Annotated in this window: 21 protein-coding genes; 12 read left to right on the top strand and 9 right to left on the bottom strand. The window is 64.2% G+C overall.

The window, feature by feature from the left end; translation table 11 throughout:
* Positions 1-94: 94 nt before the first annotated feature.
* The 9 genes from tkt (at position 95) to F1002_RS00480 (ending at position 9,893) form a co-directional block, all read left to right on the top strand.
* On the top strand, positions 95-2,101 hold the full coding sequence (gene tkt, locus F1002_RS00520; protein ID WP_150427083.1) for a transketolase: 2,007 nt from the start codon (positions 95-97) through the stop codon (positions 2,099-2,101).
* Positions 2,102-2,131: 30 nt separating this feature from the next.
* Positions 2,132-3,160 (top strand): type I glyceraldehyde-3-phosphate dehydrogenase, encoded by a 1,029-nt coding sequence (gap, locus tag F1002_RS00515; RefSeq protein ID WP_150427082.1) that lies wholly within the window; start codon positions 2,132-2,134, stop codon positions 3,158-3,160.
* 93 nt (positions 3,161-3,253) lie between these two features.
* Complete coding sequence (locus tag F1002_RS00510; RefSeq protein WP_150427081.1) at positions 3,254-3,715, top strand: hypothetical protein; 462 nt, start codon at positions 3,254-3,256, stop codon at positions 3,713-3,715.
* A 1-nt stretch (position 3,716) separates the two neighbouring features.
* Entirely contained in the window at positions 3,717-4,766 is a 1,050-nt protein-coding gene (locus F1002_RS00505) for a type I glyceraldehyde-3-phosphate dehydrogenase (protein WP_223879400.1), read from the top strand.
* A gap of 21 nt (positions 4,767-4,787) precedes the next feature.
* Positions 4,788-5,969 (top strand): phosphoglycerate kinase, encoded by a 1,182-nt coding sequence (locus tag F1002_RS00500; protein WP_150427080.1) that lies wholly within the window; start codon positions 4,788-4,790, stop codon positions 5,967-5,969.
* An 81-nt stretch (positions 5,970-6,050) separates the two neighbouring features.
* A complete protein-coding gene (gene pyk / locus F1002_RS00495) occupies positions 6,051-7,484 on the top strand; it encodes a pyruvate kinase (RefSeq protein ID WP_150427079.1) in 1,434 nt (477 codons plus the stop codon).
* A gap of 42 nt (positions 7,485-7,526) precedes the next feature.
* Positions 7,527-8,591 carry a class II fructose-bisphosphate aldolase gene (gene fba, locus F1002_RS00490; protein ID WP_150427078.1) on the top strand — a complete coding sequence of 355 codons (1,065 nt, stop codon included), beginning with the start codon at positions 7,527-7,529 and terminating at the stop codon, positions 8,589-8,591.
* A gap of 70 nt (positions 8,592-8,661) precedes the next feature.
* On the top strand, positions 8,662-9,348 hold the full coding sequence (locus F1002_RS00485) for an exo-alpha-sialidase (protein WP_150427077.1): 687 nt from the start codon (positions 8,662-8,664) through the stop codon (positions 9,346-9,348).
* A complete protein-coding gene (locus F1002_RS00480; RefSeq protein WP_150427076.1) occupies positions 9,345-9,893 on the top strand; it encodes a hypothetical protein in 549 nt (182 codons plus the stop codon). Before F1002_RS00485 ends, F1002_RS00480 begins: the two co-directional genes overlap by 4 nt.
* Here the strand turns inward: F1002_RS00480 and F1002_RS00475 are convergent.
* The 3 genes from F1002_RS00475 to F1002_RS00465 form a co-directional block, all read right to left on the bottom strand.
* A complete protein-coding gene (locus F1002_RS00475; RefSeq protein ID WP_191090262.1) occupies positions 9,871-10,671 on the bottom strand; it encodes a response regulator in 801 nt (266 codons plus the stop codon). The genes F1002_RS00480 and F1002_RS00475 overlap by 23 nt on opposite strands.
* A gap of 80 nt (positions 10,672-10,751) precedes the next feature.
* Positions 10,752-11,306, bottom strand: coding sequence for a flavodoxin family protein (locus tag F1002_RS00470; RefSeq protein ID WP_150427075.1), 555 nt, complete (start codon positions 11,304-11,306; stop codon positions 10,752-10,754).
* Between the two features lie 36 nt (positions 11,307-11,342).
* Complete coding sequence (locus F1002_RS00465; protein WP_150427074.1) at positions 11,343-12,050, bottom strand: pirin family protein; 708 nt, start codon at positions 12,048-12,050, stop codon at positions 11,343-11,345.
* 105 nt (positions 12,051-12,155) lie between these two features.
* Between F1002_RS00465 and F1002_RS00460 the strand changes: the two genes are divergently transcribed.
* Positions 12,156-13,067: a LysR family transcriptional regulator gene (locus tag F1002_RS00460; protein WP_150427073.1), complete on the top strand. Its 912-nt coding sequence runs from the start codon at positions 12,156-12,158 to the stop codon at positions 13,065-13,067.
* A 30-nt stretch (positions 13,068-13,097) separates the two neighbouring features.
* On the opposite strand, the gene F1002_RS00455 is transcribed toward F1002_RS00460, so the two are convergent.
* The 6 genes from F1002_RS00455 to F1002_RS00430 all read right to left on the bottom strand — a co-directional run bounded on the left by F1002_RS00455 (position 13,098) and on the right by F1002_RS00430 (position 20,029).
* Positions 13,098-13,724, bottom strand: coding sequence for a ParA family protein (locus F1002_RS00455; protein WP_150427072.1), 627 nt, complete (start codon positions 13,722-13,724; stop codon positions 13,098-13,100).
* Positions 13,721-15,046, bottom strand: a complete 1,326-nt coding sequence (locus F1002_RS00450; RefSeq protein ID WP_150427071.1) for a TAXI family TRAP transporter solute-binding subunit — start codon at positions 15,044-15,046, stop codon at positions 13,721-13,723. The genes F1002_RS00455 and F1002_RS00450 overlap by 4 nt, the downstream gene beginning before the upstream one ends.
* Positions 15,043-16,017: a quinone oxidoreductase gene (locus tag F1002_RS00445; protein ID WP_150427070.1), complete on the bottom strand. Its 975-nt coding sequence runs from the start codon at positions 16,015-16,017 to the stop codon at positions 15,043-15,045. The genes F1002_RS00450 and F1002_RS00445 overlap by 4 nt, the downstream gene beginning before the upstream one ends.
* Before the next feature lie 82 nt (positions 16,018-16,099).
* Positions 16,100-16,858: a YdcF family protein gene (locus F1002_RS00440; RefSeq protein WP_150427069.1), complete on the bottom strand. Its 759-nt coding sequence runs from the start codon at positions 16,856-16,858 to the stop codon at positions 16,100-16,102.
* Positions 16,859-16,894: 36 nt separating this feature from the next.
* A complete protein-coding gene (locus F1002_RS00435) occupies positions 16,895-19,042 on the bottom strand; it encodes a UvrD-helicase domain-containing protein (protein WP_150427068.1) in 2,148 nt (715 codons plus the stop codon).
* Between the two features lie 186 nt (positions 19,043-19,228).
* Entirely contained in the window at positions 19,229-20,029 is an 801-nt protein-coding gene (locus F1002_RS00430; protein WP_150427067.1) for a hypothetical protein, read from the bottom strand.
* 366 nt (positions 20,030-20,395) lie between these two features.
* On the opposite strand from F1002_RS00430, the gene F1002_RS00425 reads away from it, so the two are divergent.
* Entirely contained in the window at positions 20,396-20,746 is a 351-nt protein-coding gene (locus F1002_RS00425; protein ID WP_150427066.1) for a hypothetical protein, read from the top strand.
* Between the two features lie 251 nt (positions 20,747-20,997).
* Complete coding sequence (gene leuS / locus F1002_RS00420) at positions 20,998-23,607, top strand: leucine--tRNA ligase (RefSeq protein WP_150427901.1); 2,610 nt, start codon at positions 20,998-21,000, stop codon at positions 23,605-23,607.
* The last annotated feature ends 7 nt before the right edge of the window (positions 23,608-23,614 follow it).

The following is a 23,614-nucleotide window of genomic DNA, read 5'->3' as shown; positions in this document are numbered from 1 at the left end:
GCCCGAAAAGCCTGCCTTATTGGCCTCGCGCCCTACCCAAAAAAAGGGTTTTCCCGGATAATTTAGGCTTTTCAGCAGGCTGGATTTCCGGAACATGAGCGTCAGCAACACTCCCAAGTTTTCACCCTTGACTGGCGCCATCCGCGCCCTCGCCATGGACGCCGTCCAGCAGGCGAATTCCGGACACCCGGGCGCCCCGATGGGCATGGCCGAGATCGCCGAAGTCCTCTGGCGACGTCACCTGCGCCACAACCCGGCCAACCCGCAGTGGGCCGACCGCGACCGCTTCGTGCTGTCGAACGGCCACGGCTCGATGCTGATCTACTCGCTGCTGCACCTGAGCGGCTATGACGTCTCGATCGACGACATCAAGAACTTCCGCCAGCTGCACGCCAGGACGCCGGGCCACCCGGAATACGGCTACACCCCGGGCGTCGAGACCACCACCGGCCCGCTCGGCCAGGGCATCACCAACGCCGTCGGCTTCGCGCTGGCCGAAAGGGTGCTGGCCGCCGAGTTCAACAAGCCGGGCCACGAGATCGTCAATCACAACACCTTCGTCTTCATGGGCGATGGCTGCCTGATGGAAGGCGTTTCGCACGAAGCCTGCTCGCTGGCCGGCACCCTTGGCTTGGGCAAGCTGATCGCTTTCTGGGACGACAACGGCATTTCGATCGACGGCCATGTCGAAGGCTGGTTCACCGAAGACATCCCGAAACGTTTCGAGTCCTACGGCTGGCACGTCATTCCGGCTGTTGACGGTCATGACGCCGACGCCATCGAAAAAGCCCTGCTCGCCGCCAAGGCCGTCGGCGACAAGCCGAGCCTGATCTGCTGCAAGACCACGATCGGTGCTGGTTCGCCGAACAAGCAGGGTTCGCACGACTGCCACGGTGCACCGCTCGGCAAGGACGAAATCGCCGCGGCCCGCGAATACATCGGCTGGAATCACCCGGCTTTCGAAATCCCGGCCGACGTTTACGCCGCCTGGAATCGCAAACCGGCCGGTGCCGTCTTCCAGGAAAACTGGGACAAGCGCTTCGCCGCCTACCGCGCCACCTTCCCGGCCGAAGCAGCCGAGTTCGAGCGCCGCGTGATGAAGGCCGAACTGCCTGCCAGCTGGGAAGCCACCAAGGCCGCCTACATCGCCAGCTGCCGCGAGAAGGCCGAGAACATCGCCTCGCGCAAGGCTTCGCAAAACGCCATCGCCGCGCTGGTCCCGGCCGTGCCGGAAATCTTCGGCGGCTCGGCCGACCTGGCCGGTTCCAACCTGACCTTCGTCAAGGGCAGCAAGGGCGTCACCCGCACCGAAGGCGGCAACTACTGCTACTACGGCGTACGCGAATTTGGCATGACCGCCATCGCCAACGGCATCGCGTTGCACGGCGGCCTGATTCCCTACACTGCGACCTTCCTGGTCTTCTCCGACTACGCCCGCAACGCCATCCGCATGGCCGCGCTGATGAAGCAGCGCCAGATCATGGTCTATACCCATGACTCCATCGGTCTGGGCGAAGACGGTCCGACGCACCAGCCGGTCGAGCACATTCCGTCGATGCGCATCATCCCGAACCTCGACGTCTGGCGCCCGGCCGATGCGACCGAAACAGCCATCGCCTGGACCGCTGCGGTCGAGCGCACCGATGGTCCGAGCATCCTCGCCCTGTCGCGTCAGAACCTGCCGACCGTCACCCAGAAGGCAAGCGACGCCGACATCGCCAAGGGCGGCTACGTGCTGTCCGAAGCCGATGGCGAAGCGCAGATCACCTTCATCGCCACCGGCTCCGAAATCAAGCTGGCACTCGACGCTCAGGCCGCACTGGCCGGTGAAGGCATCAAGACCCGCGTCGTCTCGATGCCCTGCTCCAACGTTTTCGACCGCCAGAGTGCCGAATACAAGGCCTCCGTGCTCGGCGGCTGCAAGAAGCGCATCGCCATCGAAGCCGCTCACCCGGACTTCTGGCGCAAGTACGTCGGCCTGCATGGCGCCGTGATCGGCATCGACCGCTTCGGCGAGTCCGCCCCGGCCAACCAGCTGTTCGACATGTTCGGTTTCACCGTCGCCAACGTCGTTTCTACGGCGAAGGCGCTGTTGTCCTGATTTGATACTTAACGCAGAGAGGAAAAACACATGGCTATCAAGGTTGCAATCAACGGTTTCGGTCGTATCGGTCGCTGCACGCTGCGCGCCATCTACGAGCAGGGCCTGCAGAACGAGTTCGAGGTCGTGGCGATCAACGCCTCCGGTGACCTGACCACCAACGCCCACCTGCTGAAGTACGACACCACGCACGGCCGCTTCCGCACCTCCGTGGAAACCGAAGGCGAGAACTGCATCATCATCGACGGCAAAAAGATTCCGTTCTATTCGACCAAGAACCCGAAGGACATCGACTGGTCCAAGCACGGCGTCGACCTGCTGCTCGAATGTACCGGTGCCTACACCACCAAGGCCAAGGCAGCCGCCCTGCTCGAGCAAGGCGCCAAGCGCGTGCTGATCTCCGCCCCGGGCGGCGACGACGTCGACACCACCATCGTCATGGGTGTTAACGAAGGCGCCCTGAAGGCCGACATGACCGTCGTCTCCAACGCTTCCTGCACCACCAACTGCCTGGCCCCGGTCGCCAAGATCCTGTCCGACGCCATCGGTATCAAGCAAGGCCTGATGACCACCATCCACGCCTACACCAACGACCAGGTGACCGTTGACGTCCGCCACAAGGACCTGCGCCGCGCCCGCGCCGCTGCTGCCAACATCATCCCGACCAAGACCGGTGCCGCCAAGGCTGTCGGCCTGGTGCTGCCGCAACTGGTTGGCAAGGTCGACGGTTTCGCCCTGCGCGTGCCGACCATCAACGTCTCGCTGGTCGACCTGACCTTCACTGCCGAGCGCGCCACCACCAAGGAAGAAATCAACGCCTTGATGACCGCTGCTGCCAACGGCCCGTTGAAGGGTATCCTCGACGTCAACAACGAGCCGCTGGTATCGTCCGACTTCAACCACACCACCGTCTCCTCCACCTTCGACGCCACCCAGACCCGCGTCATCAAGGGTGAAGACGGTTCCGTGCTGGTCAAGGTCCTGGCCTGGTACGACAACGAGTGGGGCTACTCCTGCCGCATGCTCGACGCCGCCCGCGCCTGGATGGCCGCCAAGTAAGACCCATAAGCTGTACCCCTCGCCCCGCTGTTGCGGGGCGAGTTGTTTCAAGCCGGAGAGAGCCAAGTCACTACACGCGAGCAGAAGATCAAGATGCAAACACGTTTCGCCCGCCTCACCGTTGCAGCCCTTTGTCTCTCGCCGACCCTGCCCACCCTGGCCGCCGACGAAAAACAATACGCCGAAGGCGAGCAAGCCGTCATCGCCGCGACACCGTCGGCCGACAGCCCCTTCGCCAAAGTCGAGCCCGGAATGAAGTATGCCGATGCGGCAGCGATCCTCGGCAAGCCGACTTCACAACATGCCTACTGCACCGGAAAGCATCTCATCCCGTTCTTTTTCGGTACAGACAAGGCGCGCACGAAGCAGCATTTCAAGGGACAGGGCACAGTGATCTTCTACTCCGACTCCAGCATCTTCGGCGTCGGCCTTCTCAGCATTTGCTTGCCGAGGGAGCCGCTCGAAGTCGCCGAAGTGCGTTACGATCCGAACGAAACCGGCTTCGCCGCGGACAGCGAAGAAGCCAAGAAGGAGCCGGCCCAGGCCGCCAACTAAGTTGCTGAAGCCCAAACGACTTGCCATAAACGGATACGGCCGCATCGGCCGCTGCTTCCTGCGCGCGCTGCTGGAGTCCCCGGTCGCGCACAACCTGCAGGTTGTCGCCATCAACGAACCGGCCAACCTCGACAGCATGGCCTACCTGACCCGCTACGACTCGACGCATGGCCGTTTTCCCGGCCTGGTCGAAGCGGTGGACGGCAAACTGCTGATCGACAATCACGCCATCCGCGTCACGCACGCCCGCACGCCCGACGCGGTGCGCTGGGGAGACATCGACCTGCTCGTCGAATGTTCCGGTGTATACGGCCGACGCAGCGAACTGGCCGGCTTTCTCGAGGCGGGCTGCCCCCGCCTGCTGCTCTCGCACCCGGGTGCCAGCGCCGACGATGTCGATGCGACCATCATCGCCGGCATCAATCAGGACAGCCTGCACGGCAACGAAAAACTGGTCTCGGCCGCCTCGTGTACGACCAACGCCATCGTCCCCATCCTCGATCTGCTCGACCGCGAAGTCGGCATCGAGCAGGCCCTGCTCAGCACCCTGCATTCGGTGATGAACGACCAGCCGCTGATCGACGGCTACCACCACGACGACTTGCGCCGCACCCGTTCCGCGATGCAGTCGATCATCCCGGTGTCGACCGGGCTGGCCCGCGGCGTCGAGCGCCTGCTGCCGCAACTGGCCGGCCGGGTGCAGGCCAAGGCGATCCGCGTGCCGACCACCAATGTCTCGGCCATCGATCTGACCATCAGCACGCAGCGTCCGGTATCGGCCCACAGCATCAACGCCTTGCTCGGCAACGCCGCGCGCGGCCCGCTCAAGCGGCTGGTCGCCTATTCCGAGGCGGCGCACGCCTCGATCGATTTCAACCACGATCCCCATTCGGCCATTGTCGACGGCAGCCAGACGCGCACCGCCGGCACGCATCTGGTCAACCTCTTCGTCTGGTTCGACAACGAATGGGGGTTCGCCAACCGCATGCTCGAAGTGGCCGACCATTGGTCGCAACTCTGGCAAACGCACGGGCCACAGAATCCAACCTAACCAAAACTCAGGAGATAACCCATGAACGTCATCAAGCTGACCGACCTCGATGTTTCCGGCAAGCGCGTCTTCATCCGCGCCGACCTCAACGTGCCGCAGGACGAAGCCGGCAACATCACCGAGGACACCCGCATCCGTGCCTCGCTGCCGTCGATCAAGTACTGCCTGGAGAAGGGGGCGGCCGTCATGGTCACCTCCCACCTCGGCCGCCCGACCGAAGGCCAGCTGAATCACGAAGACAGCCTGATGCCGGTTGCCGTGCGCCTCGGCCAGATGCTGCACACCTCGGTACGCCTGATCACCGACTGGGTCGATGGCGGCTTCGAGGTCAAGCCGGGCGAAGTCGTCCTGCTCGAAAACTGCCGCGTCAACAAGGGCGAGAAGAAAAACAACGAGGAACTGGCCCAGAAGATGGCCAAGCTGTGCGACATCTACGTCAATGATGCCTTCGGTACCGCTCACCGCGCCGAAGCCACCACCCACGGCATCGCCAAGTACGCCCCCGTCGCCTGTGCCGGCATCCTGATGGGCGCCGAGATCGACGCCCTGTCCAAGGCCCTGCACAATCCGAAGCGCCCGCTGGTCGCCATCGTCGGCGGCTCCAAGGTCTCGTCCAAGCTGACCATCCTCAAGTCGCTGGCCGACAAGGTCGACCAGCTGATCGTCGGCGGCGGCATCGCCAACACCTTCCTGCTCGCCGACGGCAAGCGCATCGGGCAGTCGCTGGCCGAGCCGGACCTGGTCAAGGAGGCCCATGCCATCATGGACATCATGAAGGAACGCGGCGCCGAAGTGCCGCTGCCGACCGACGTCGTCGTCGCCGACGAAGTGTCCGCCCTGGCCCGCGCCAACAAGATCTCGGTTGACGATGTGCACGCCAACGACCGCATCCTCGACGTCGGCCCGAAAACCGCCGCCAAGCTCGCCGAAGTCATCGCCAACGCCGGCACCATCGTCTGGAACGGCCCGGTCGGCGTCTTCGAACTGCCGCAATTCGCCGGCGGCACCAAGATGATGGCCTCGGCCATCGCCCACTCCGAGGCCTTCTCCATCGCCGGCGGCGGTGACACGCTGGCCGCCATCGCCAAGTTCCACATCCACGACGACGTCGGCTACATCTCCACCGGCGGCGGCGCCTTCCTGGAATTCCTCGAAGGCAAGACCCTGCCGGCCATCGCCGTTCTTGAAGAGCGCGCCGCGTAATCTTCGCCCCTTGTGCCGGCCCCGCACGCCGGGGCCGGCCACCCGACCGACCTAAAAGCCCATCCGACAGGGAGACAACCGATGTCGCGCCATACCAAGATCGTCGCCACGCTAGGCCCCGCATCTTCATCCCAGGAAACCCTCGAACGCCTGGTGCGAGCCGGCATCGACGTCGTGCGCATGAACTTCTCGCACGGTACGGCCGAGGACCACAAGGCCCGCGCCGATGGCATTCGTGCCGCCGCCGCCAAGCTGGGGCGCACCGTCGGCATCCTCGGCGACCTGCAAGGCCCGAAAATCCGCGTCGGCAAATTCGAGAACAACAGGATCACGCTGGGCATCGGCGACTCCTTCATCCTCGATGCCGCCTGCCCGCTCGGCAACCAGGAGCGCGTCGGCCTCGACTACAAGGATTTGCCCAAGGACGTCGTCAGTGGCGACATCCTGCTGCTCGACGATGGGCGCCTCAAGCTCGAGGTACTGCTCGTCCGCGGCAACGAGATTCATACCCAAGTGCTGGTCGGTGGCGAGCTGTCCAACAACAAGGGCATCAACCGCCAGGGCGGCGGCCTGACTGCCCCGGCACTGACCGCGAAGGACATGGAAGACATCAAGACGGCGGCCCAGATTGGCGTCGATTTCGTCGCCGTCTCCTTCCCGAAAAGCGCCGCTGACATGTACATGGCCCGCCAGCTGCTGCGCGCTGCCGGCAGCCAGGCCGTCCTGATCGCCAAGATCGAGCGAGTCGAGGCCATCACCAACCTCTCCGAAATCCTCGATGCCTCCGACGGCATCATGGTCGCCCGCGGCGACCTGGCTGTCGAAGTCGGTGACGCCAGCGTCCCGGCCCTGCAGAAAAAGATGATCCGCATGGCGCGCGACCGCAACAAGCTGACCATCACCGCCACGCAGATGATGGAGTCAATGATCTCCTCGCCGGTGCCGACCCGTGCCGAAGTCTCCGACGTCGCCAACGCCGTGCTCGACGGCACCGACGCGGTGATGCTGTCGGCCGAGACGGCGAGCGGCAAATACCCGGTCGACACCGTCGAATCGATGGCCCGCATCTGCATCGAGGCCGAACGCTCGGCGGAAGTCACCCTCGACCGCGAATTCCTCGACCGCGTATTCACCCGTATCGACCAGTCCATCGCCATGGCGGCGATCTGGACCGCGCACCACCTCAAGGTCAAGGCCATCGCGGCGCTGACCCAGTCCGGCTCGACCGCCCTGTGGATGAGCCGCATCAACTGCGGCGTACCGATCTACGCGCTCACCCCGGATGCCGACGCCGTCGCCCGTATGGCCCTCTACCGCGAGGTCTGTGCCTTGCAGATGACCCAGCAGCACAGCGACCGCGACCGCCTGCTGGCCGAGGCGGAACAACTGCTGATCGACCGTGGCGTCGTGGAAAAGGGCGACCTGATCGTGCTCACCATCGGCGAACCGATCGGCACGGCGGGCGGTACCAACACGCTGAAGATCGTCCGCGTCGGCGAGCACCAAATCAACTAAAATAGATAATTCACAGATAGACATTACTGCACAGGAGTTTCCATGCCGCTCGTTTCCATGCGCCAATTGCTCGACCACGCCGCCGAAAACGGCTACGGTCTGCCCGCTTTCAACGTCAACAACATGGAACAGGTCTGGGCCATCATGGAGGCGGCCAACCAGGTCGACGCCCCGGTGATCATGCAGGCCTCGGCCGGTGCCCGCAAATACGCCGGCGAGCCCTTCCTACGCCACCAGATCCTGGCCGCGCTCGAAGCCTATCCGCACATCCCCATCGTCATGCACCAGGATCACGGCCAGTCGCCGTCGGTGTGCATGGGCGCCATCCGCTCGGGCTTCTCGTCGGTGATGATGGACGGCTCGCTGATGGCCGACGGCAAGAGCGTCGCCAGCTACGAATACAACGTCGAAGTCACCCGCAAGGTCGTTGAATTCGCCCACGCCATCGGCGTTTCCGTCGAAGGCGAACTGGGTGTGCTCGGCTCGCTGGAAACCATGAAGGCCGACAAGGAAGACGGCCACGGCGCCGAAGGCCACATGACCCGCGAAGACCTGCTGACCGACGTCGAGCAGGCCGCCGACTTCGTCAAGCAGACCAACTGTGACGCGCTGGCCATCGCCATCGGCACCAGCCACGGCGCCTACAAGTTCACCAAGAAGCCGACCGGCGACATCCTCGCCATCGACCGCATCGCCGAAATCCACGCCCGCATCCCGAACACCCATCTCGTGATGCACGGTTCGTCCTCCGTGCCGCAGGAACTGCTCGCCGAGATCCGCGAATTCGGCGGCGACATGAAGGAAACCTACGGCGTGCCGGTCGAGGAAATCGTCAAGGGCATCAAGCACGGCGTGCGCAAGGTCAATATCGACACCGACATCCGCCTGGCCATGACCGGGGCCATCCGTCGCTACCTGGCCGAGCATCCGGACAAGTTCGACCCGCGTGATTTCCTGAAGCCGGCCCGCGAAGCAGCCAAGAAGATTTGCGTTGCCCGCTTCGAAGCCTTCGGCACCGCCGGCAACGCCAGCAAGATCAAGGCAATCGGCCTCGACAAGATGGCCGAGCGCTACGCCAAGGGCGAACTGAACCAAATCGTTCGCTAAACCGGCTTGAAACATCGCCACCAAGGCCGCGTCATGCGGCCTTTTTCTCGCCGCCACGGAGCGTTCCGGCATGCCTGACGCGCCCATGCCGCGCCGTTCCTGGCTGCATCTGGCCACATTCGGCATCGCCCTCGCCGCTGCCGGCTGGCGCATCCCGGATGCCCCGAAGCCCGCTCTGTCCGCGACCGCCGAGCCCACCGTCGCCGTCAGCGAACTACCGCCCGCCGCCCGGCTCTCGCCGGAACCGCCTAGCCTGACGCGCCTGCCCAACGGTACGCTGGCGGTTGCCTGGCTGGAGCGCGGCGACGCCGAAAACGCCGCCATCTGGATGGCAACCGGCGATGGCAAGAAGTGGCGCGACATCGGCAAGATCGCCAGCCGGGAAAGCACGGCCGGCGCCACCTTCATGCACGCCCAGGGGCTCGGCCGCCCCATCCTGTGGTCCGAAGGCGGCTGGCTCCACCTGTGGTACGAGGCCTACCCGCTTGGCCGCTGGGCCGGGGCCTCGATCATCCACAGCCTATCGACCGACGGCGGCCGCAGCTGGAACCGCACACAACGCCTGCCCGTCAACGCCTTCGGCGGCCTCGGCAGCCGCCTGGGCCAAGCGCCAAGGGAACTGGCCGATGGCGGCCTCATGCTGCCGCTGGGGCAAGCGAACGAAGGCGCTCCCTGGCTGCGCCTCGCGGCAACCGGCCGCATCGTCGACAAGCTGGAACGCCTGCCCAACGCCAGCACGCCGGAGGCGGCCCAATGAACCTCGAGGCCGCCTACGGCCTGCTTGCCCACGGCCTGCTGTTCGGCGCCCTGGCCACGCTGGTGCCGTTCGGGACCTTCCGCGCCCGCGCCGCCCTCGCCGCCACGACCTTGTCACTGCTCGTCGGCATCGCACCCATCATGCTGGCAGTCTTCGGCCCGCCGTCGACAACGCTGTTGTTCCTGGCCGTGCTGCAACTCGCCGGGCGCCAGCCATCGCCGCTTGGCCGCCTATCGGCGCTTGCCGTGATCGGCATGGCGGCGGGGCTCGGCGTATCAGCCAGCGCAATCGTTCCCGGCGACCTGTACGCGCTCGGCTACCAGCCCTGGCCCCTGCTGGCCGCCCTGGTGCCGGTAGGCATCGCGCTGTGGTGGAAACGCCAGATGCCCTGGCTCCTGATCCTGAGCATCGACCTGCTGGCCTACGTCGGCGGCCTGTTTGCCAATCTCTGGCAGGCGCTCATCGATCCCCTGCTCGTCGTGCTGGCCCTGGCGGTGGTGCTGCGCGGGCCGCTCGCCCGCCTTATCGCGTCAAGGCGTCGCTGATCAAGCGGCGGATGCTGCCGGCCTCGAACGGCTTGTCGCAGATGGCCGATACCCCGGCCCGCTCGACGGCGGCAAGACGACCCATGTTCTGTTCGCTGGTCACCATCAGGATCGGCACTTCGGCTTGCCAGCTCTGGGTACGGATGTAGGCAGTCAGTTCGCGGCCATCCATTTCCGGCATGTTGTAGTCGGTGATGACCAGATCGACCATCGACTGCTCCAGCAGGGTGACCGCCTCCTTGCCGTCGGCGGCTTCGGTGATGCGCTCGATGCCCAGCTCGGTCAACAGGCGACGCAGATGGCGGCGCGAGGCCATGCTGTCATCGACGAGCAGTACGCGCACGCTTTCGATTTCTGCGACATCGACGTCCTGCGGCGGATTCAGGTAGTCCGCCGCAGCGTAGAGTGCGCGCGACAGCTGCTGTTCAGTGAAGGGTTTGGCGACGATGCTGCAGGCACCGGACTGGCGTACCGGTTCGAGCACCTGCGGTCGCGTTTCGCTGGAAACGAGAATGAAGGGCACGGTTTCCAGCGCCGCTTCGGCGCGCATGGCCGCGACCAGTTCGGTACCGGCCAGATCCGGCAGGTACAGGCTGCTGACGACGACCGTCCCATCGTGACTGGCACGCAAGGCAGCCAGCGCTGCGCTGGCCGTCTCGACAACCGTGACTTTTTTTACCCCCTGGTTGGCAAGCATGCGTTGCACCAGATGCGCCTGCATCGATGACGGCTCGACCAGCAGTACCGAAAGGTCGACCAGGGAGGTGATCATTGCCATGCAAGCACTCCGAAACGAAGGGGAATGCTTGCACTATAGCAGTGCGCCCGGGCTTTTGAAGCCCCGGCACACCGTGCTCATCAGCCGCGCAGGCGGGCGGCGATGGTGGCGACGCGCTGACCGTAGGCCTTGGCGGAATCGAGATCGCCTTGCGGAATTTCCTCGACCGCGGCGTCAGACGGCGACCGGACCAGCAGGCCGACGGAGCCGCCCAGATGGTTGACGTCGGCATGGGTGGCCGCCTTGGTGTTTGCCGGCAACTGGCCGAGGCTGACCCAGATGCCGCCTTGCTGGGATGCGAGGGTTTGCAGCTGGATCATCGTCGCCCCCTTGTCGCCGACCGGGCTGGCGCTGTTGGTGAAGCCACCAAACACCTTGTCCTGCCAGGCGCGGGTAAACCAGGCCTTGGACGAGGCGTCGGCAAACTTCTTGAACTGCCAGCTCGGGCCGCCCATGTAGGTCGGCGTGCCGAAGATGATGGCATCGGCGGCGTTCAGCTTGTCCCAGCCGCCTTCCGGCAGATTGCCTTCGGCATCGATGGCAAGGAGGTCGGCGCCGGCGCCTTCCGCAACCGACTGCGCGACGCGCTGGGTGTGACCGTAACCGGAGTGATAGACGACAACAGTTTTGCTCATGGAACTTCCTTTCGGGAAATATAGAGAGAGAAGGGGTTAAACGTTGGGAGGAAGGTCGAACAGCAGGATTTCTGCTGCCTCGTCGGCCTGGAAACGCAAATCGGTTTCGTCGGCGATCTTGGCGCCGTCGCCGGCCCGCAAAACCTGACCGTTGAGGTTCAGCGCGCCGGAAACGACGTGAACATAGGCCAGACGGCCGGCGGCGATGGCATAGGACAGCGGTTCGCCCGACACCAGCATGCTGGCCCACAACCGCGCATCCTGGCCGATGGTCGTGCTGCCGTCGGCGCCGTCGGGCGAGGCGACGAGACGCCAGCGGCCGCGCATCGCATCAATCGCCATGGGCTGCTGCTCGTAACTGGCCTTGGTGCCTTGCACCACCGGCTCGATCCAGATCTGCAGCAGATGGGTTTCCTCATCCGGCGACGGATTGAATTCGCTGTGCAGGATGCCCTTGCCGGCGCTCATGCGCTGGACTTCGCCGCGCCGGATGATGCCGCCGTTGCCCAGACTGTCCTGATGCTCCAGGGCGCCGGAGAGGATGTAGGTGACGATCTCCATATCGCGGTGGCCATGGCGTCCGAAGCCAGAGCCCGGGGCGACACGGTCCTCGTTGATGACGCGCAGCGCCCCCCAGCCCATTTCCGCCGGGTCGTAGTAATCAGCAAAGGAAAAGCTGTGCTTCGCTCGCAGCCAGCCATGGTCGGCATAGCCGCGCGCATCGGAGGGTCGAATCTGAATCATCGCAAATCCTTTGTGAATTGATCGTATAGCTTTGTTTCCATAATAGGCCTAGAGTTCGATTCACATCGGCGAATTATTTCGGCTCTATCGTTCAATAAAATTCACATGAAGATTTCGTTCGAACTCCTGCAGATTCTGGACGCCATCGAGCGGCACGGCAGCTTCACGGCCGCGGCTTCGGCCCTGCATCGTGTCCCCTCGGCGTTGTCGCACGCCATCGGCAAACTGGAAGACGATCTGGGGGTCACGCTCTTCGTGCGGCAAGGGCGGCGTGCGACGCTCAATCTGGCCGGACGCACCTTGCTTGACGAGGGGCGGCACCTGCTGCGGGCCGCAAGCGACCTGGAACGCCGCATCCAGCGGATTGCCGATGGCTGGGAGGCGGAGCTGCGTATCGCCCTTGACGCCACCATCCCCATTGAACGCCTGTTTCCGCTGATCGAGGCGTTCTACGCCGGCGGGCACCCGACGCAGATCCGGATCAATTCGGAAGTGCTCGCCGGCACCTGGGACGCACTGATGACGGGGCGTGCCGACCTCGCCATCGGCGCGCCGGGCGATCGCCCGGCGATCAGCGGCATATCGAGCCGACTGCTGATACGGCGCACGGAATTCGTTTTCGCGATTGCGCCGGGACACCCGCTGGCCGCCTGGGATGGCCCCATTCCACACAACGAGTTGTTGCGCCACCGCGCCGTGGTCATCGCCGATACGTCGCGCGAACTCGATGCCCGGACCATCGGCCTGATCGAGGGGCAGGACACCTTGCGTGTCCCGGACATCCGCGCCAAGGCCAGCGCCCAGATCGCCGGACTGGGCGTCGGTCACCTGCCGCGCTGGATCGCAGCCCCCGAAATTGCCGCCGGCCGCCTGGTGGAGAAGAGCCTGGCCGATCCGCGCCACGAACTGCCGATCAATGTTGCCTGGCGCAATCGGCAGGAAGGACTGGCGCTCACCTGGTTTCTGGAAAAACTCGGCGAGGAAACGACAGTGCAGCAACTGACCTATCAGCTGTAGACACCGATCGATACCGCAGAAGATAGACGCCTAGGTCGCCTCGGCCCAGTCGATGATCGCCTGCCATTGCTCCAGGTCACGCTCGGCACGCGAACGGGGCAGATCGAACAGGGTCATGCCGGCTGCCGTCGCCTGGACGTAGACCTGCGTATCGCGCAGATAGGCCAGCACGGGCAATTCGAAGGTCGCGAAGAAGCGTTCCAGTTCGCCGGCGGCGCGGGTCCGGGCATCGACCCGCATGCCAATCACCGCCACATCGGCCTTGCCCTTGCGCACGGCCTTCTCGGACAGCAATTCGGTCAGGAAATGGCGTGTCGCCAGCATGTCGAACATCGACGGCTGGACCGGCACGATGACCCGCGTCGATAGCTTGAGCACACGTTCCAGCATCTTGCCGTGCAGGCCGGCCGGGGTATCCAGCACGACGCGCGAGGTTCCCTTGGGGGGCCGGGCGATGTTGTCGTGGCCGATCTCCCAGGTGTCGATGGTCGGCAGCTCGAAGGGGCGGATACCCAGCCATTCGCGCGACGACTGTTGGCGATCGATGTCGCCGAGCATGACCTCGTGGCCCTGGTTGGCGAAATAACCGGCCAGGTTGGTAGCCAGCGTGCTTTTGCCGGAGCCCCCTTTGGGATTGGCGACGAGAAAGGCTTTCATGCCTGCGATTCCCTTTTTTGCAGGATGCCGCGCACCAGATTGACGTGTTCGCGCAGCGTGTAGACAAGGTCGGTGAAACCCAGCGGCACGTGCAGCTCGGCAGCCTCTTCGTCGAGCGCGTCGAGGCGGCTCCGGTAGTCGTCCAGCTTGGCCGGATCGAAGTGATTCTTCAGGCTATCCTCAAGGAACTTCAGTTCGCCGTAGCAGCGGAAGACCTTGGAGCGCACGCGCCAGGTGTAGATCGCAGGCGCCACCTTGAGCAACGGGATGAGCAGGGCGAAGATGGGCACCAGCAGGACGATCAGGCGGTCGGCCAGAACCGCCAGCCAGAACGGCAGGTAGCGCTGGAGGAAGGGCGGCCCCGACTTGTAGTAGCGCGCCGCATCCGGGGAGAGCGGCAGCATCTGGTCCTTGTAGGCGGGGAATTCGCCGGCATCCTGGAAAAAGCCGCTCTTGCCGTGCACTTCGCTGGCCGCCTGCAGGAGCAGCGTCTGCAACGCGGGGTGCAGGTCGTCGCGGACGACCAGATTGGCGGTCGGCGCCAGCACCTTGATGTCTTCCGGCGGGAAATCGCGCACCAGATCGGCCACGCCATGCGGGAAAGTCAGCTTGGTGAGGAAGGGGAAACGCCGCTGATAGGCGCCGGACTGGGAAAAGCTCATCAGCTTGACGCCGGGCGAGCGCAACAGCACCTGGACGACCGGCGCATGCTCGGCGGCGATGATGAAGGCCGCGTCGATGCGCCCCTGCTGCAACTCCTCGGCGGCCTTGAGGCCGGACAGCGGTACCAGGTGGTCGCCAGCTGGAATATCGTTGGCTTGCAGCAGCTGCTGGGCCAGCTGGCGGACGCCCGAGCCTTCCTGGCCGATGGCGATGCGCTTGCCATGCAGATCGGTCAGGCGCGTGATGTCCTTTTCGCTCCGGTAGAAAACCCATACCGGCTCGTAGAACATGCTGCCCAACGACAACAGGCCGGAATCGTCCTCGGCATCCGGGTCGGCCTTCGGCTCGACGACGCCGCCCTGGACGAAACCGATCTGTGCCTCGTCCTTCTTCAGGCGCTCCAGGTTATCCAGCGAGCCGGCCGAGGCCTTGACCTCCAGCGCAATCCCGTTCTTGGCCAGTATCGCCGCGTAACGTTGGGCAAACTGGTAGTAGGCGCCGGCCTGACCGCCGGTCGTGATGACGATGCGCTTGGGCGGCGCCGGCTCGACGAACTGGAAGGCGACGACAAAGCCGATGCCGACGATCAGGATGATCCACCACGCCGTGGCGAAGAGGTCGCGCAACGACAGCAATCCGGCCTTGATCTTCGCCATCATGGAAGCAGCAGGGTCGAACCGGTCGTCTTGCGTGCCTCGAGATCGCGGTGCGCCTGGACGGCATCTTTCAGGGCATAGGTTTGATGCACCTCCACCCGGACCTGACCCGACCCGACCACGCCGAACAGCTCATCGCCCAGGGCCACCAGATCGGCGCGCTTTGCCGTGTAGTTCATCAGCGTCGGACGGGTGACGAACAACGAGCCCTTCTGCGACAGCTGGATCAGATCGAGCGGCGGCACCGGCCCGGAGGCGTTGCCGTAGGAAACCATCATGCCCATCGGACGCAGGCTGTCCAGCGAACCCGCGAAAGTATCCTTGCCGACGCCGTCGTACACGACCGCCACGCCCTCGCCGCCGGTGATTTCGCGGACCCGGGCGGTGAAATTTTCGGTACTGTAGTTGATCACATGGTCGCAACCGTGCGCACTGGCCAGCTCGGCCTTGGCCGGCGAGCCGACGGTGCCGATGACCAGCGCGCCGAGCGCCTTGGCCCACTGGGTGGCGAGCAGGCCGACACCGCCGGCTGCCGCATGGATGAGCACGGCATCGCCGGCCTGGACGCGAAAGGTGCGGCGCAGCAGGTAGGCTGCCGTCAGCCCCTGCAGCATCATCGCCGCCCCGGTTTCGAAGCCGATGCCGTCGGGCAGCCGCAGCAGGCGGTGCGCCGGGATATTGCGCACCTCGGCATAGGCGCCGATCGGCCCGCCGGCATAGGCGACCCGGTCGCCGACACGCACGTCGTCCACACCCTCACCCACCGCCTCGACGACCCCTGCCCCCTCGAGACCGATCCCGGAGGGTAGCGGAACAGGATAGAGTCCGTTGCGGTGATAGACATCGATGTAGTTCAGGCCGACCGCATGGTGGCGGACACGCGCCTCACCGGGGGCCGGCGCGGCGACATCGACCGCTTCCCATAGCAGCACTTCCGGGCCGCCAGTCTGGTGGATACGTATGGCGTGAGGCATGGTCATCTCCGCTGAAGTCGAGAGTGCGAGGGTATCACCGCGCCGCCCATCCATCCACCGTCAACGCCGCCGCCTATCGCTCTCAGCCGCCGGAAATGCGCACCCAGAGGATGCCCAGCCACTCGTGCAGGGCGTAATAGGAATTGTGCAGCGCCGACGCGGACGGGAAAAGGCTGAGTGCCTCGAAACCGGCGCCATTCTTCGAGACGAAATGGGTCGGAGCCGGAATCACGTCAAACCCCTGTGCCTCGAACAGCAGGCGGGCGCGCGGCATGTGAAACGCCTGGGTCACCAGCACGATGCGCTTCACCCCGGCCGGTGCGAGCATCCGTGCCGACAAGGAGGCGTTGCCCGGCGTATCGAGGCTGTCCTCTTCCCGCCAGCGCACAGACACGCCGAACTCGTGCTCGAGGACGGCGGCCATTGCGGCAGCCTCCGACGAGACCGCCGGGAGCGGACGCCCGCCGCTGACGAGAACCGGCAACTGCGTCTCACCCGCCAGTTGCGCAGCGCGCCGGACGCGAACCAGCGTACGTTCATTGGCCGTTTCACCGCCGAACTCGGCGACTGGCCTGATCAGGCCGCTCCCCAGCACGACAATCGCCTGCGCCCCGGCGGTGTCCGGCGACCAGGCGCCGGCGCGGTCTTCCAGCGTGCCCATCAAGGCCGTTCCCACCAGCGGCAGGGACTGCAGCAAGAGCAAGACGCCGCCCGACACGGCCACCGCGAACGCCCAGCGCTTGCGGCGGCGGAAGCAGGCCAGGGCCAGCAAGGCCAGGGCATTGCCCGGCGGCAGCAGCAGGGTGCTCAAGAGCGTTTTCAGGAACCAGGCAAAAGTCATCGTTCACCCCATCCCGGCAGCGGCATCACGCCCGCCTCACACCGGTGTCAGCTTGGCGTATTCGAGCGACAACCACTTCATGCCGGCCGCACCGCCGAAATTGACCTGCACGCGCGCATCGGCACCGCGCCCCTCGGTCGACACGATGACTCCGACGCCGAATTTGGCATGCTCGACCGTCTGGCCGACCCGCAGACCGGTCGCCGAGGCGGGTTCGGCATAACCGCCGCCGAACGACCCGTAGGCCGGTACCGACGAGGCCGGCTCGGCTTTCTTGTTCAGCTTGCGCATCAGGCTTTCCGGGATCTCGTCGAGGAAGGACGAGGGCATGCAATAGCGCGTCTGGCCGTGCAGCATCCGGGTCTGGGCGCAGGACACGTAGAGCCGCTGGCGCGCCCGCGTCACCGCCACGTACATCAGCCGGCGCTCCTCCTCCAGCCCGTCCTTGCCCTCGTTGACCGAGTTCTCGTGCGGGAACAGGCCCTGCTCCAGGCCGGTGATGAACACCACGTCGAACTCCAGCCCCTTGGCAGCATGCACCGACATCAGCTGAACCGCTTCCTGGCCCTCGCCGGCCTGATGCTCGCCGGCCTCCAGCGACGCCAGGGTCAGGAAGGAGACCAGTGCGCCGCCTTCGCCGATGGCGCCTTCGTCGTCGACGAAGGTGGCGGCGGCGTTGATCAGTTCATCGAGGTTTTCCAGGCGATCCTGGCCTTCCTTTTCGGTCCGGTAGTGCTGCGCGAGGCCTGATTTCTCGATGACGTGCTCGACCATCTCGGGCAAGGGCAGGCCCTCGGTTTCGGTGCGCAGCGCTTCGATCAGCCGGATGAAGGCACCCACCGTCTGGCCTGCCTTGCCGGTCAGCGAGGCGGCGGCGTTGTACAGGCTGGAATTCATCTGGTGCGCCGTGGCCTGGAGGTTTTCCAGCGAACGGGCGCCGATGCCGCGAGTCGGGAAATTGACGACGCGCAGGAAAGCCGTGTCGTCGTCCGGATTGCCCAGCAGGCGCAGGTAAGCCAGCGCGTGCTTGATTTCCTGTCGCTCGAAGAAGCGCAGGCCGCCGTAAACCTTGTACGGCACATTCTTGGTGAACAGCTCGTTTTCAAGGACGCGCGACTGGGCGTTCGAGCGGTAGAGCAGCGCAATCTGCGTCGGCGATACGCCATCGCGCACCAGTTCGCGCACCTCCTCGACCACGAAGCGCGCCTCGTCGAGATCAGAATAGGCCTCGAAAGCACGGATCGGCTCGCCCTCGCCGGCGTCGGTCCACAAATTCTTGCCGAGACGCTCGCGGTTGTTCTTGATGATGGCGTTGGCGGCCGCCAGGATATTGCCCTGCGAGCGGTAGTTCTGCTCCAGGCGGATGATATTCGGACCGGCATATTCCCGTTCGAAATCCCGCATATTGCCGACCTCGGCACCGCGAAAACGGTAGATCGACTGGTCATCGTCGCCGACCGCGAAGACGCTTGCCCCGCCCCCGGCCAGCAATTTCAGCCAGGCGTACTGCAGTACGTTGGTATCCTGGAACTCGTCGACGAGGATATGCCGGAAGCGCTGCTGGTAATGCGCGCGCAAAGGTTCGTTGCGCTGCAGCAATTCGTAGCAGCGCAGGAGCAGCTCGGCGAAGTCGACCACCCCCTCGCGATTGCATTGCGCCTCGTACTCGGCGTAAATCTCGACGCGCTTTTGCGTGTAGTTGTCGTAAACCTGGGCCTGCCCGGCGCGAACGCCCTGCTCCTTGTGCGCATTGATGAAGTGGCACAGCTCGCGCGGCGGATACTTCTCGTCGTCGATATTCAGGTTCTTGAGCAGGCGCTTGACCATGGCCAGCTGGTCGGCCGAGTCGAGAATCTGGAAGGTCTGCGGCAGCCCGGCCTCCCGATAATGGGCACGCAGCAGGCGATTGCACAGGCCGTGGAAAGTGCCGATCCACATGCCGCGCACGTTGATCGGCACCAGCGACGACAGGCGCGCCGTCATCTCCTTGGCCGCCTTGTTGGTAAAGGTCACGGCCAGCACGCCGTGCGGCCCGACCTGGCTGGTGGAAATCAGCCAGGCGATGCGCGTCGTCAGCACGCGCGTCTTGCCGCTGCCGGCTCCGGCCAGGATCAGCGCATGGACGGACGGCAGGGTAACCGCCTGCAATTGCGGTTGGTTCAGGTTATTCAGCAGATCGGACATATTGGATGAACTAGGGGGTCGCCATCAGGGCGCGGACAGAAGGACGAAGGATACCAGCCCCCGCCCCCGACGCATGAGCCGTTGCCGCCCCTTGCCTCAAAACAGAAGGCGCGACTCGCGCCGCGCCTTCTGTTGAAATACCCCGATCTACCCGGAGGAAACGGTGCTGCCTCGCACCGAGAGCAATCAGCCTTTCTCGACCACCTGGCGGAGTTCGTGCATCGCCTCCCGCAAACGCGTTGCCAGGCGAGACATGCTTTCCCACTCCGCCTTGCCCGCCCCGTCCAGACCCGCCACATGATTCTTCAGGAAGATAACCTGCACATTGGCCAGCTCGATCTGCTGCTTGAACTTGGGATTGGACGAGCCGAACTCGGACATCTGCTCCTCGACCATCACGAACCGGTCGAGCAGCGATTGCAATGACGCCTTGACCGCAGGCGTTTTGTATCCCGCGTGATAGACAAAGTAATTACGTGCGATTCGCTGGATCAGCATCTCCTGACGCCCGATCAGGTGCATCACATCGGCCTTGCCCTTTTGATCGGAGGCCAGCGAATCCGCCAGTTTTTCCGAGGTCGCCAACAGCTTCTCGTTCTTCGGCAGCAACGCCGCCAGGCCTTCCTTGCTTGGCGTCGAACCGACCTGCCGCAACATGTCGGACCAGATGGCGTCCAACTCGGTCAGTAGCGCAAGCTGGGCGGGCGCCAACGGCTCCTTGCTCAAGCGGTCGATATTTCCCGAAACCAGCGCGACGGCTTCGGCCTTGCGAAGACGCGACTTTTCCGCTTCGACATCCAGCAAAATCTGCACGTACAACCGGAACACCCGCTGCGTCTGCTCCAGCAGATCATCCGCCAACTCAAGGCGACGCCCCACGGCCTCCCCCTTCGTCGGGGAAACGGCCTGCTTGGCCGCCTGAACCCCTTGAGCCAGAACAGGCCCAGCCGCGCACAAGCTCAAAACTCCTAACAGCATCCAACGCATTCCCGGCATTCGCATATAACCCCCTGATTGTTTTCAATTGCCGCGGAGGACTCTAACTCAAGCAGTCACAAAAATCGTCAGGGGACAGTCAGCAACCAGTCAGGAGTAAGTAACAAAACAGCAACAAATGTGAAGCCAGCGAAAAATCATCAAATCAGCCCCCACAAACCCCCAAAACACGGCCCGGCGCTACGTCAAAAAAAGCGACAGATCGACAAAAAATCAGCCTTTCTTTGCAATACTTCACGCAAAAAAACAAGGCACGGATTTATACTGTGAAAAATATTGCAGTGCACAAAACTTTTTGCCCACAAGGCAGTCTTAGCTAACAAGCGGTTACCGCCGCAACGTAAAAGGAGAACACCAATGAACAGCATGAACGCCCCCATGATCCTGCCTTGGGTCGCCCGAAAGGCGGGGATTTCCGATGAGCTCGCCCTCAAGCTGTGGCGCCGCGCGGCCAGCGAGGCCGAATACCTCACCGGCAAGTCGGAAGGCTCCGAATTCTGGGGTCTGAGCGTCGAGCGCTTCCTGGCCATCGTCGAGGATGAAGTCGGCAATACGCCGTCCTACAACCTGACCCCAGCCCCGCAAATGTCCTGGATGTGGCGTCACCAGACCCGCATGTCCATGCTGTCGCTCGTGGCGGCGCAGAATGCCTATCGCTACTGGCAGAACACCTGGGACAACATGTACCCGCAAAAAAAAGTGGCGTGACCGGGCGACGCTGAAACCCCAGGTATTTCCTGCGCGTGCAGGCGCCGGAAATACCGCTCCCCCGGTCAATCCAGCCAGTCCCAATCGCGCTCGGCACGATGCCGGCATGCGAGAGGCCTATGCTTTCGCCTGAAAACGGCATAGTGCAGGCGCCCTCCGGCAGTTTTGCCGGCACCGACTGAGCAGGCGGCATCAGACGGTATAATCCGCGGTTATTCCCCGATTTCCAGCGAATGAATTCCGCCATGCCCATGCAGGACAAATACTCCCCGGCCGACATCGAGCGCGCCGCCCAGACCCACTGGGACCAGACCGGCGCAGCCCGCGCCATTGAAGACGCTTCCAAGCCGAAGTACTACTGCCTGTCGATGTTCCCGTACCCGTCCGGGAAACTGCACATGGGCCATGTGCGCAACTACACCATTGGCGATGTGCTGAGCCGCTTCCACAAGATGCAGGGCTACAACGTGCTGCAGCCGATGGGCTGGGACGCCTTCGGCATGCCCGCCGAAAATGCTGCACTGCAAAATAACGTACCGCCAGCCGGCTGGACCTACTCCAACATCGACTACATGCGTTCGCAGCTCAAGTCGCTCGGCTTCGCCATCGACTGGGAGCGCGAATTCGCCACTTGCACTCCCGAGTATTACCGCTGGGAGCAGTGGCTGTTCACCCGCCTCTACGAAAAGGGCCTGGTTTACAAGAAGCTCGGCACCGTAAACTGGGACCCGGTCGATCACACCGTGCTCGCCAATGAACAGGTGATCGACGGCCGCGGCTGGCGTTCCGGCGCGCTGATCGAAAAGCGCGAGATCCCCATGTACTACATGAAGATCACCGCCTACGCCGAGGAACTGCTGACCGAACTCGACAACCTGCCGGGCTGGCCGGAACAGGTTCGCCTGATGCAGAAGAACTGGATCGGCAAGAGCACCGGCGTGCGCTTTGCCTTCCCGCGCGTTGAAAACCCCGACGAAAAGCTGTGGGTGTTCACCACCCGCGCCGACACCATCATGGGCGTCACCTTCGTCGCCGTCGCAGCCGAGCATCCGCTGGCCACCAAGGCTGCCGCCAACAATCCGGAACTGGCCGCCTTCATCGAGGAATGCAAGAAGGGCGGCGTCGCCGAGGCCGACATCGCCACGATGGAAAAGAAGGGCCTGCCGACCGGCATCTACGTCACCCATCCGCTGACCGGCGAACAGGTCGAAATCTGGGTCGGCAACTACGTGCTGATGAGCTACGGCGACGGCGCCGTGATGGCCGTGCCGGCGCACGACGAGCGCGATTTCGCCTTTGCCCTGAAGTACAAATTGCCGATCAAGCAGGTCGTCGCCGTTGATGGCGAAACCTTCAGCGACCAGGCCTGGGCCGAGTGGTACGCCGACAAGCTCAAGGGCAAGCTGGTCAACTCCGGCAAGTACGACGGCCTCGGCTATGAAGCCGCCGTCGACGCCATCGCCGCCGACCTCGCCGCCAAGGATCTCGGCGACAAGAAGGTGCAGTTCCGCCTGCGCGACTGGGGCATTTCTCGCCAGCGTTACTGGGGCTGCCCTATCCCGATCATCCACTGCCAGACCTGCGGCGACGTGCCGGTACCGGACGACCAACTGCCGGTCGTGCTGCCCGAGAACGTCGAGATCACCGGCGCCGGTTCGCCCTTGGCGAAGATGCCCGAGTTCTACGAGTGCAAGTGTCCGAAGTGCGGCGGCGATGCCCGGCGCGAAACCGACACCATGGACACTTTCTTCGAGTCGTCCTGGTATTTCCTGCGCTATGCCTGCCCGGACAACACCACCGCCATGGTCGATGAACGCGTCGCCTACTGGTGCAAGGGCGGCATCGATCAGTACATCGGCGGCATCGAGCACGCCATCCTGCACCTGCTCTATTCGCGCTTCTTCACCAAGCTGATGCGCGATGTCGGCCTGATCGGCGACCTCGGCGAGCCTTTCGCCAACCTGCTGACGCAGGGCATGGTCGTCGCCCCGACCTTCTACCGCGAGTTGGATGGCGGCAAGAAGCAGTGGATCAACCCGGCTGACGTCGACGTCGTCACCGACGAACGCGGCCGCCCGACCGGCGCCACGCTGAAGGCCGACGGCCTGCCGGTGGTGATCGGCGGTACCGAGAAGATGTCGAAGTCGAAGAACAACGGCGTCGATCCGCAAGCCCTGATCGACCAGTACGGCGCCGACACGGCCCGCCTGTTCATCATGTTCGCCTCCCCGCCCGACCAGTCGCTTGAATGGTCCGATGCCGGCGTCGAGGGCGCCTTCCGCTTCCTGCGTCGCCTGTGGAAGCTGGTACATGACCATGAACAGACCGGACTGGTTGCCGCCAGCACCAGCAACGACGGACTGTCTGCCGCCCAGGCCGACCTGCGCCGCAAGCTGCACCAGACCATGGGCAAGGTCGCCGACGATTACGGCCGCCGCAAGCAGTTCAACACCGCCATCGCCGCGGTCATGGAACTGCTCAACGCCTACGACAAGTGCGACCTCAAGGATGCCGCCGGCCGCGCCCTGGCCCAGGAAGTCCTCGAGTCGGCCACGCTGCTGCTCTTCCCCATCGTCCCGCACATCGGCCAGGCGCTCTACGCCGAGCTGAAGCCGGGTGCCGATGCCGGCCTTGCCGCCTTCCCCAAGGCCGACCCGGCTGCATTGAAGCAGGATGAGATCGAACTGGTCATCCAGGTTAACGGCAAGCTGCGCGGCAGCATCCGCGTGCCGGCAGAGGCCGACAAGGCAACCATCGAAGCCGCCGCACTGGCCAACGAGGATGCGCAGAAGTTCATGGAAGGCAAGGCGCCGAAGAAGGTCGTCGTCGTTCCCGGCCGCCTGGTCAACATCGTCGTGTAAGGAAACG

This window comes from Dechloromonas sp. CZR5 (genome assembly GCF_008711155.1).
Classification (GTDB): domain Bacteria; phylum Pseudomonadota; class Gammaproteobacteria; order Burkholderiales; family Rhodocyclaceae; genus Azonexus.
The sequence above is the reverse complement of the archived record's forward strand: the minus strand, read 5'-3'. Positions and strand labels throughout refer to the sequence as shown.

Coding starts and splice junctions, on each gene's coding strand:
- tkt (WP_150427083.1), top strand. CDS start 95: ATGAGCGTCAGCAACACTCCCAAGTTTTCACCCTTGACTGGCGCCATC.
- gap (WP_150427082.1), top strand. CDS start 2,132: ATGGCTATCAAGGTTGCAATCAACGGTTTCGGTCGTATCGGTCGCTGC.
- F1002_RS00510 (WP_150427081.1), top strand. CDS start 3,254: ATGCAAACACGTTTCGCCCGCCTCACCGTTGCAGCCCTTTGTCTCTCG.
- F1002_RS00500 (WP_150427080.1), top strand. CDS start 4,788: ATGAACGTCATCAAGCTGACCGACCTCGATGTTTCCGGCAAGCGCGTC.
- pyk (WP_150427079.1), top strand. CDS start 6,051: ATGTCGCGCCATACCAAGATCGTCGCCACGCTAGGCCCCGCATCTTCA.
- fba (WP_150427078.1), top strand. CDS start 7,527: ATGCCGCTCGTTTCCATGCGCCAATTGCTCGACCACGCCGCCGAAAAC.
- F1002_RS00485 (WP_150427077.1), top strand. CDS start 8,662: ATGCCTGACGCGCCCATGCCGCGCCGTTCCTGGCTGCATCTGGCCACA.
- F1002_RS00480 (WP_150427076.1), top strand. CDS start 9,345: ATGAACCTCGAGGCCGCCTACGGCCTGCTTGCCCACGGCCTGCTGTTC.
- F1002_RS00475 (WP_191090262.1), bottom strand. CDS start 10,671: ATGGCAATGATCACCTCCCTGGTCGACCTTTCGGTACTGCTGGTCGAG.
- F1002_RS00470 (WP_150427075.1), bottom strand. CDS start 11,306: ATGAGCAAAACTGTTGTCGTCTATCACTCCGGTTACGGTCACACCCAG.
- F1002_RS00465 (WP_150427074.1), bottom strand. CDS start 12,050: ATGATTCAGATTCGACCCTCCGATGCGCGCGGCTATGCCGACCATGGC.
- F1002_RS00460 (WP_150427073.1), top strand. CDS start 12,156: ATGAAGATTTCGTTCGAACTCCTGCAGATTCTGGACGCCATCGAGCGG.
- F1002_RS00455 (WP_150427072.1), bottom strand. CDS start 13,724: ATGAAAGCCTTTCTCGTCGCCAATCCCAAAGGGGGCTCCGGCAAAAGC.
- F1002_RS00450 (WP_150427071.1), bottom strand. CDS start 15,046: ATGATGGCGAAGATCAAGGCCGGATTGCTGTCGTTGCGCGACCTCTTC.
- F1002_RS00445 (WP_150427070.1), bottom strand. CDS start 16,017: ATGCCTCACGCCATACGTATCCACCAGACTGGCGGCCCGGAAGTGCTG.
- F1002_RS00440 (WP_150427069.1), bottom strand. CDS start 16,858: ATGACTTTTGCCTGGTTCCTGAAAACGCTCTTGAGCACCCTGCTGCTG.
- F1002_RS00435 (WP_150427068.1), bottom strand. CDS start 19,042: ATGTCCGATCTGCTGAATAACCTGAACCAACCGCAATTGCAGGCGGTT.
- F1002_RS00430 (WP_150427067.1), bottom strand. CDS start 20,029: ATGCGTTGGATGCTGTTAGGAGTTTTGAGCTTGTGCGCGGCTGGGCCT.
- F1002_RS00425 (WP_150427066.1), top strand. CDS start 20,396: ATGAACAGCATGAACGCCCCCATGATCCTGCCTTGGGTCGCCCGAAAG.
- leuS (WP_150427901.1), top strand. CDS start 20,998: ATGCAGGACAAATACTCCCCGGCCGACATCGAGCGCGCCGCCCAGACC.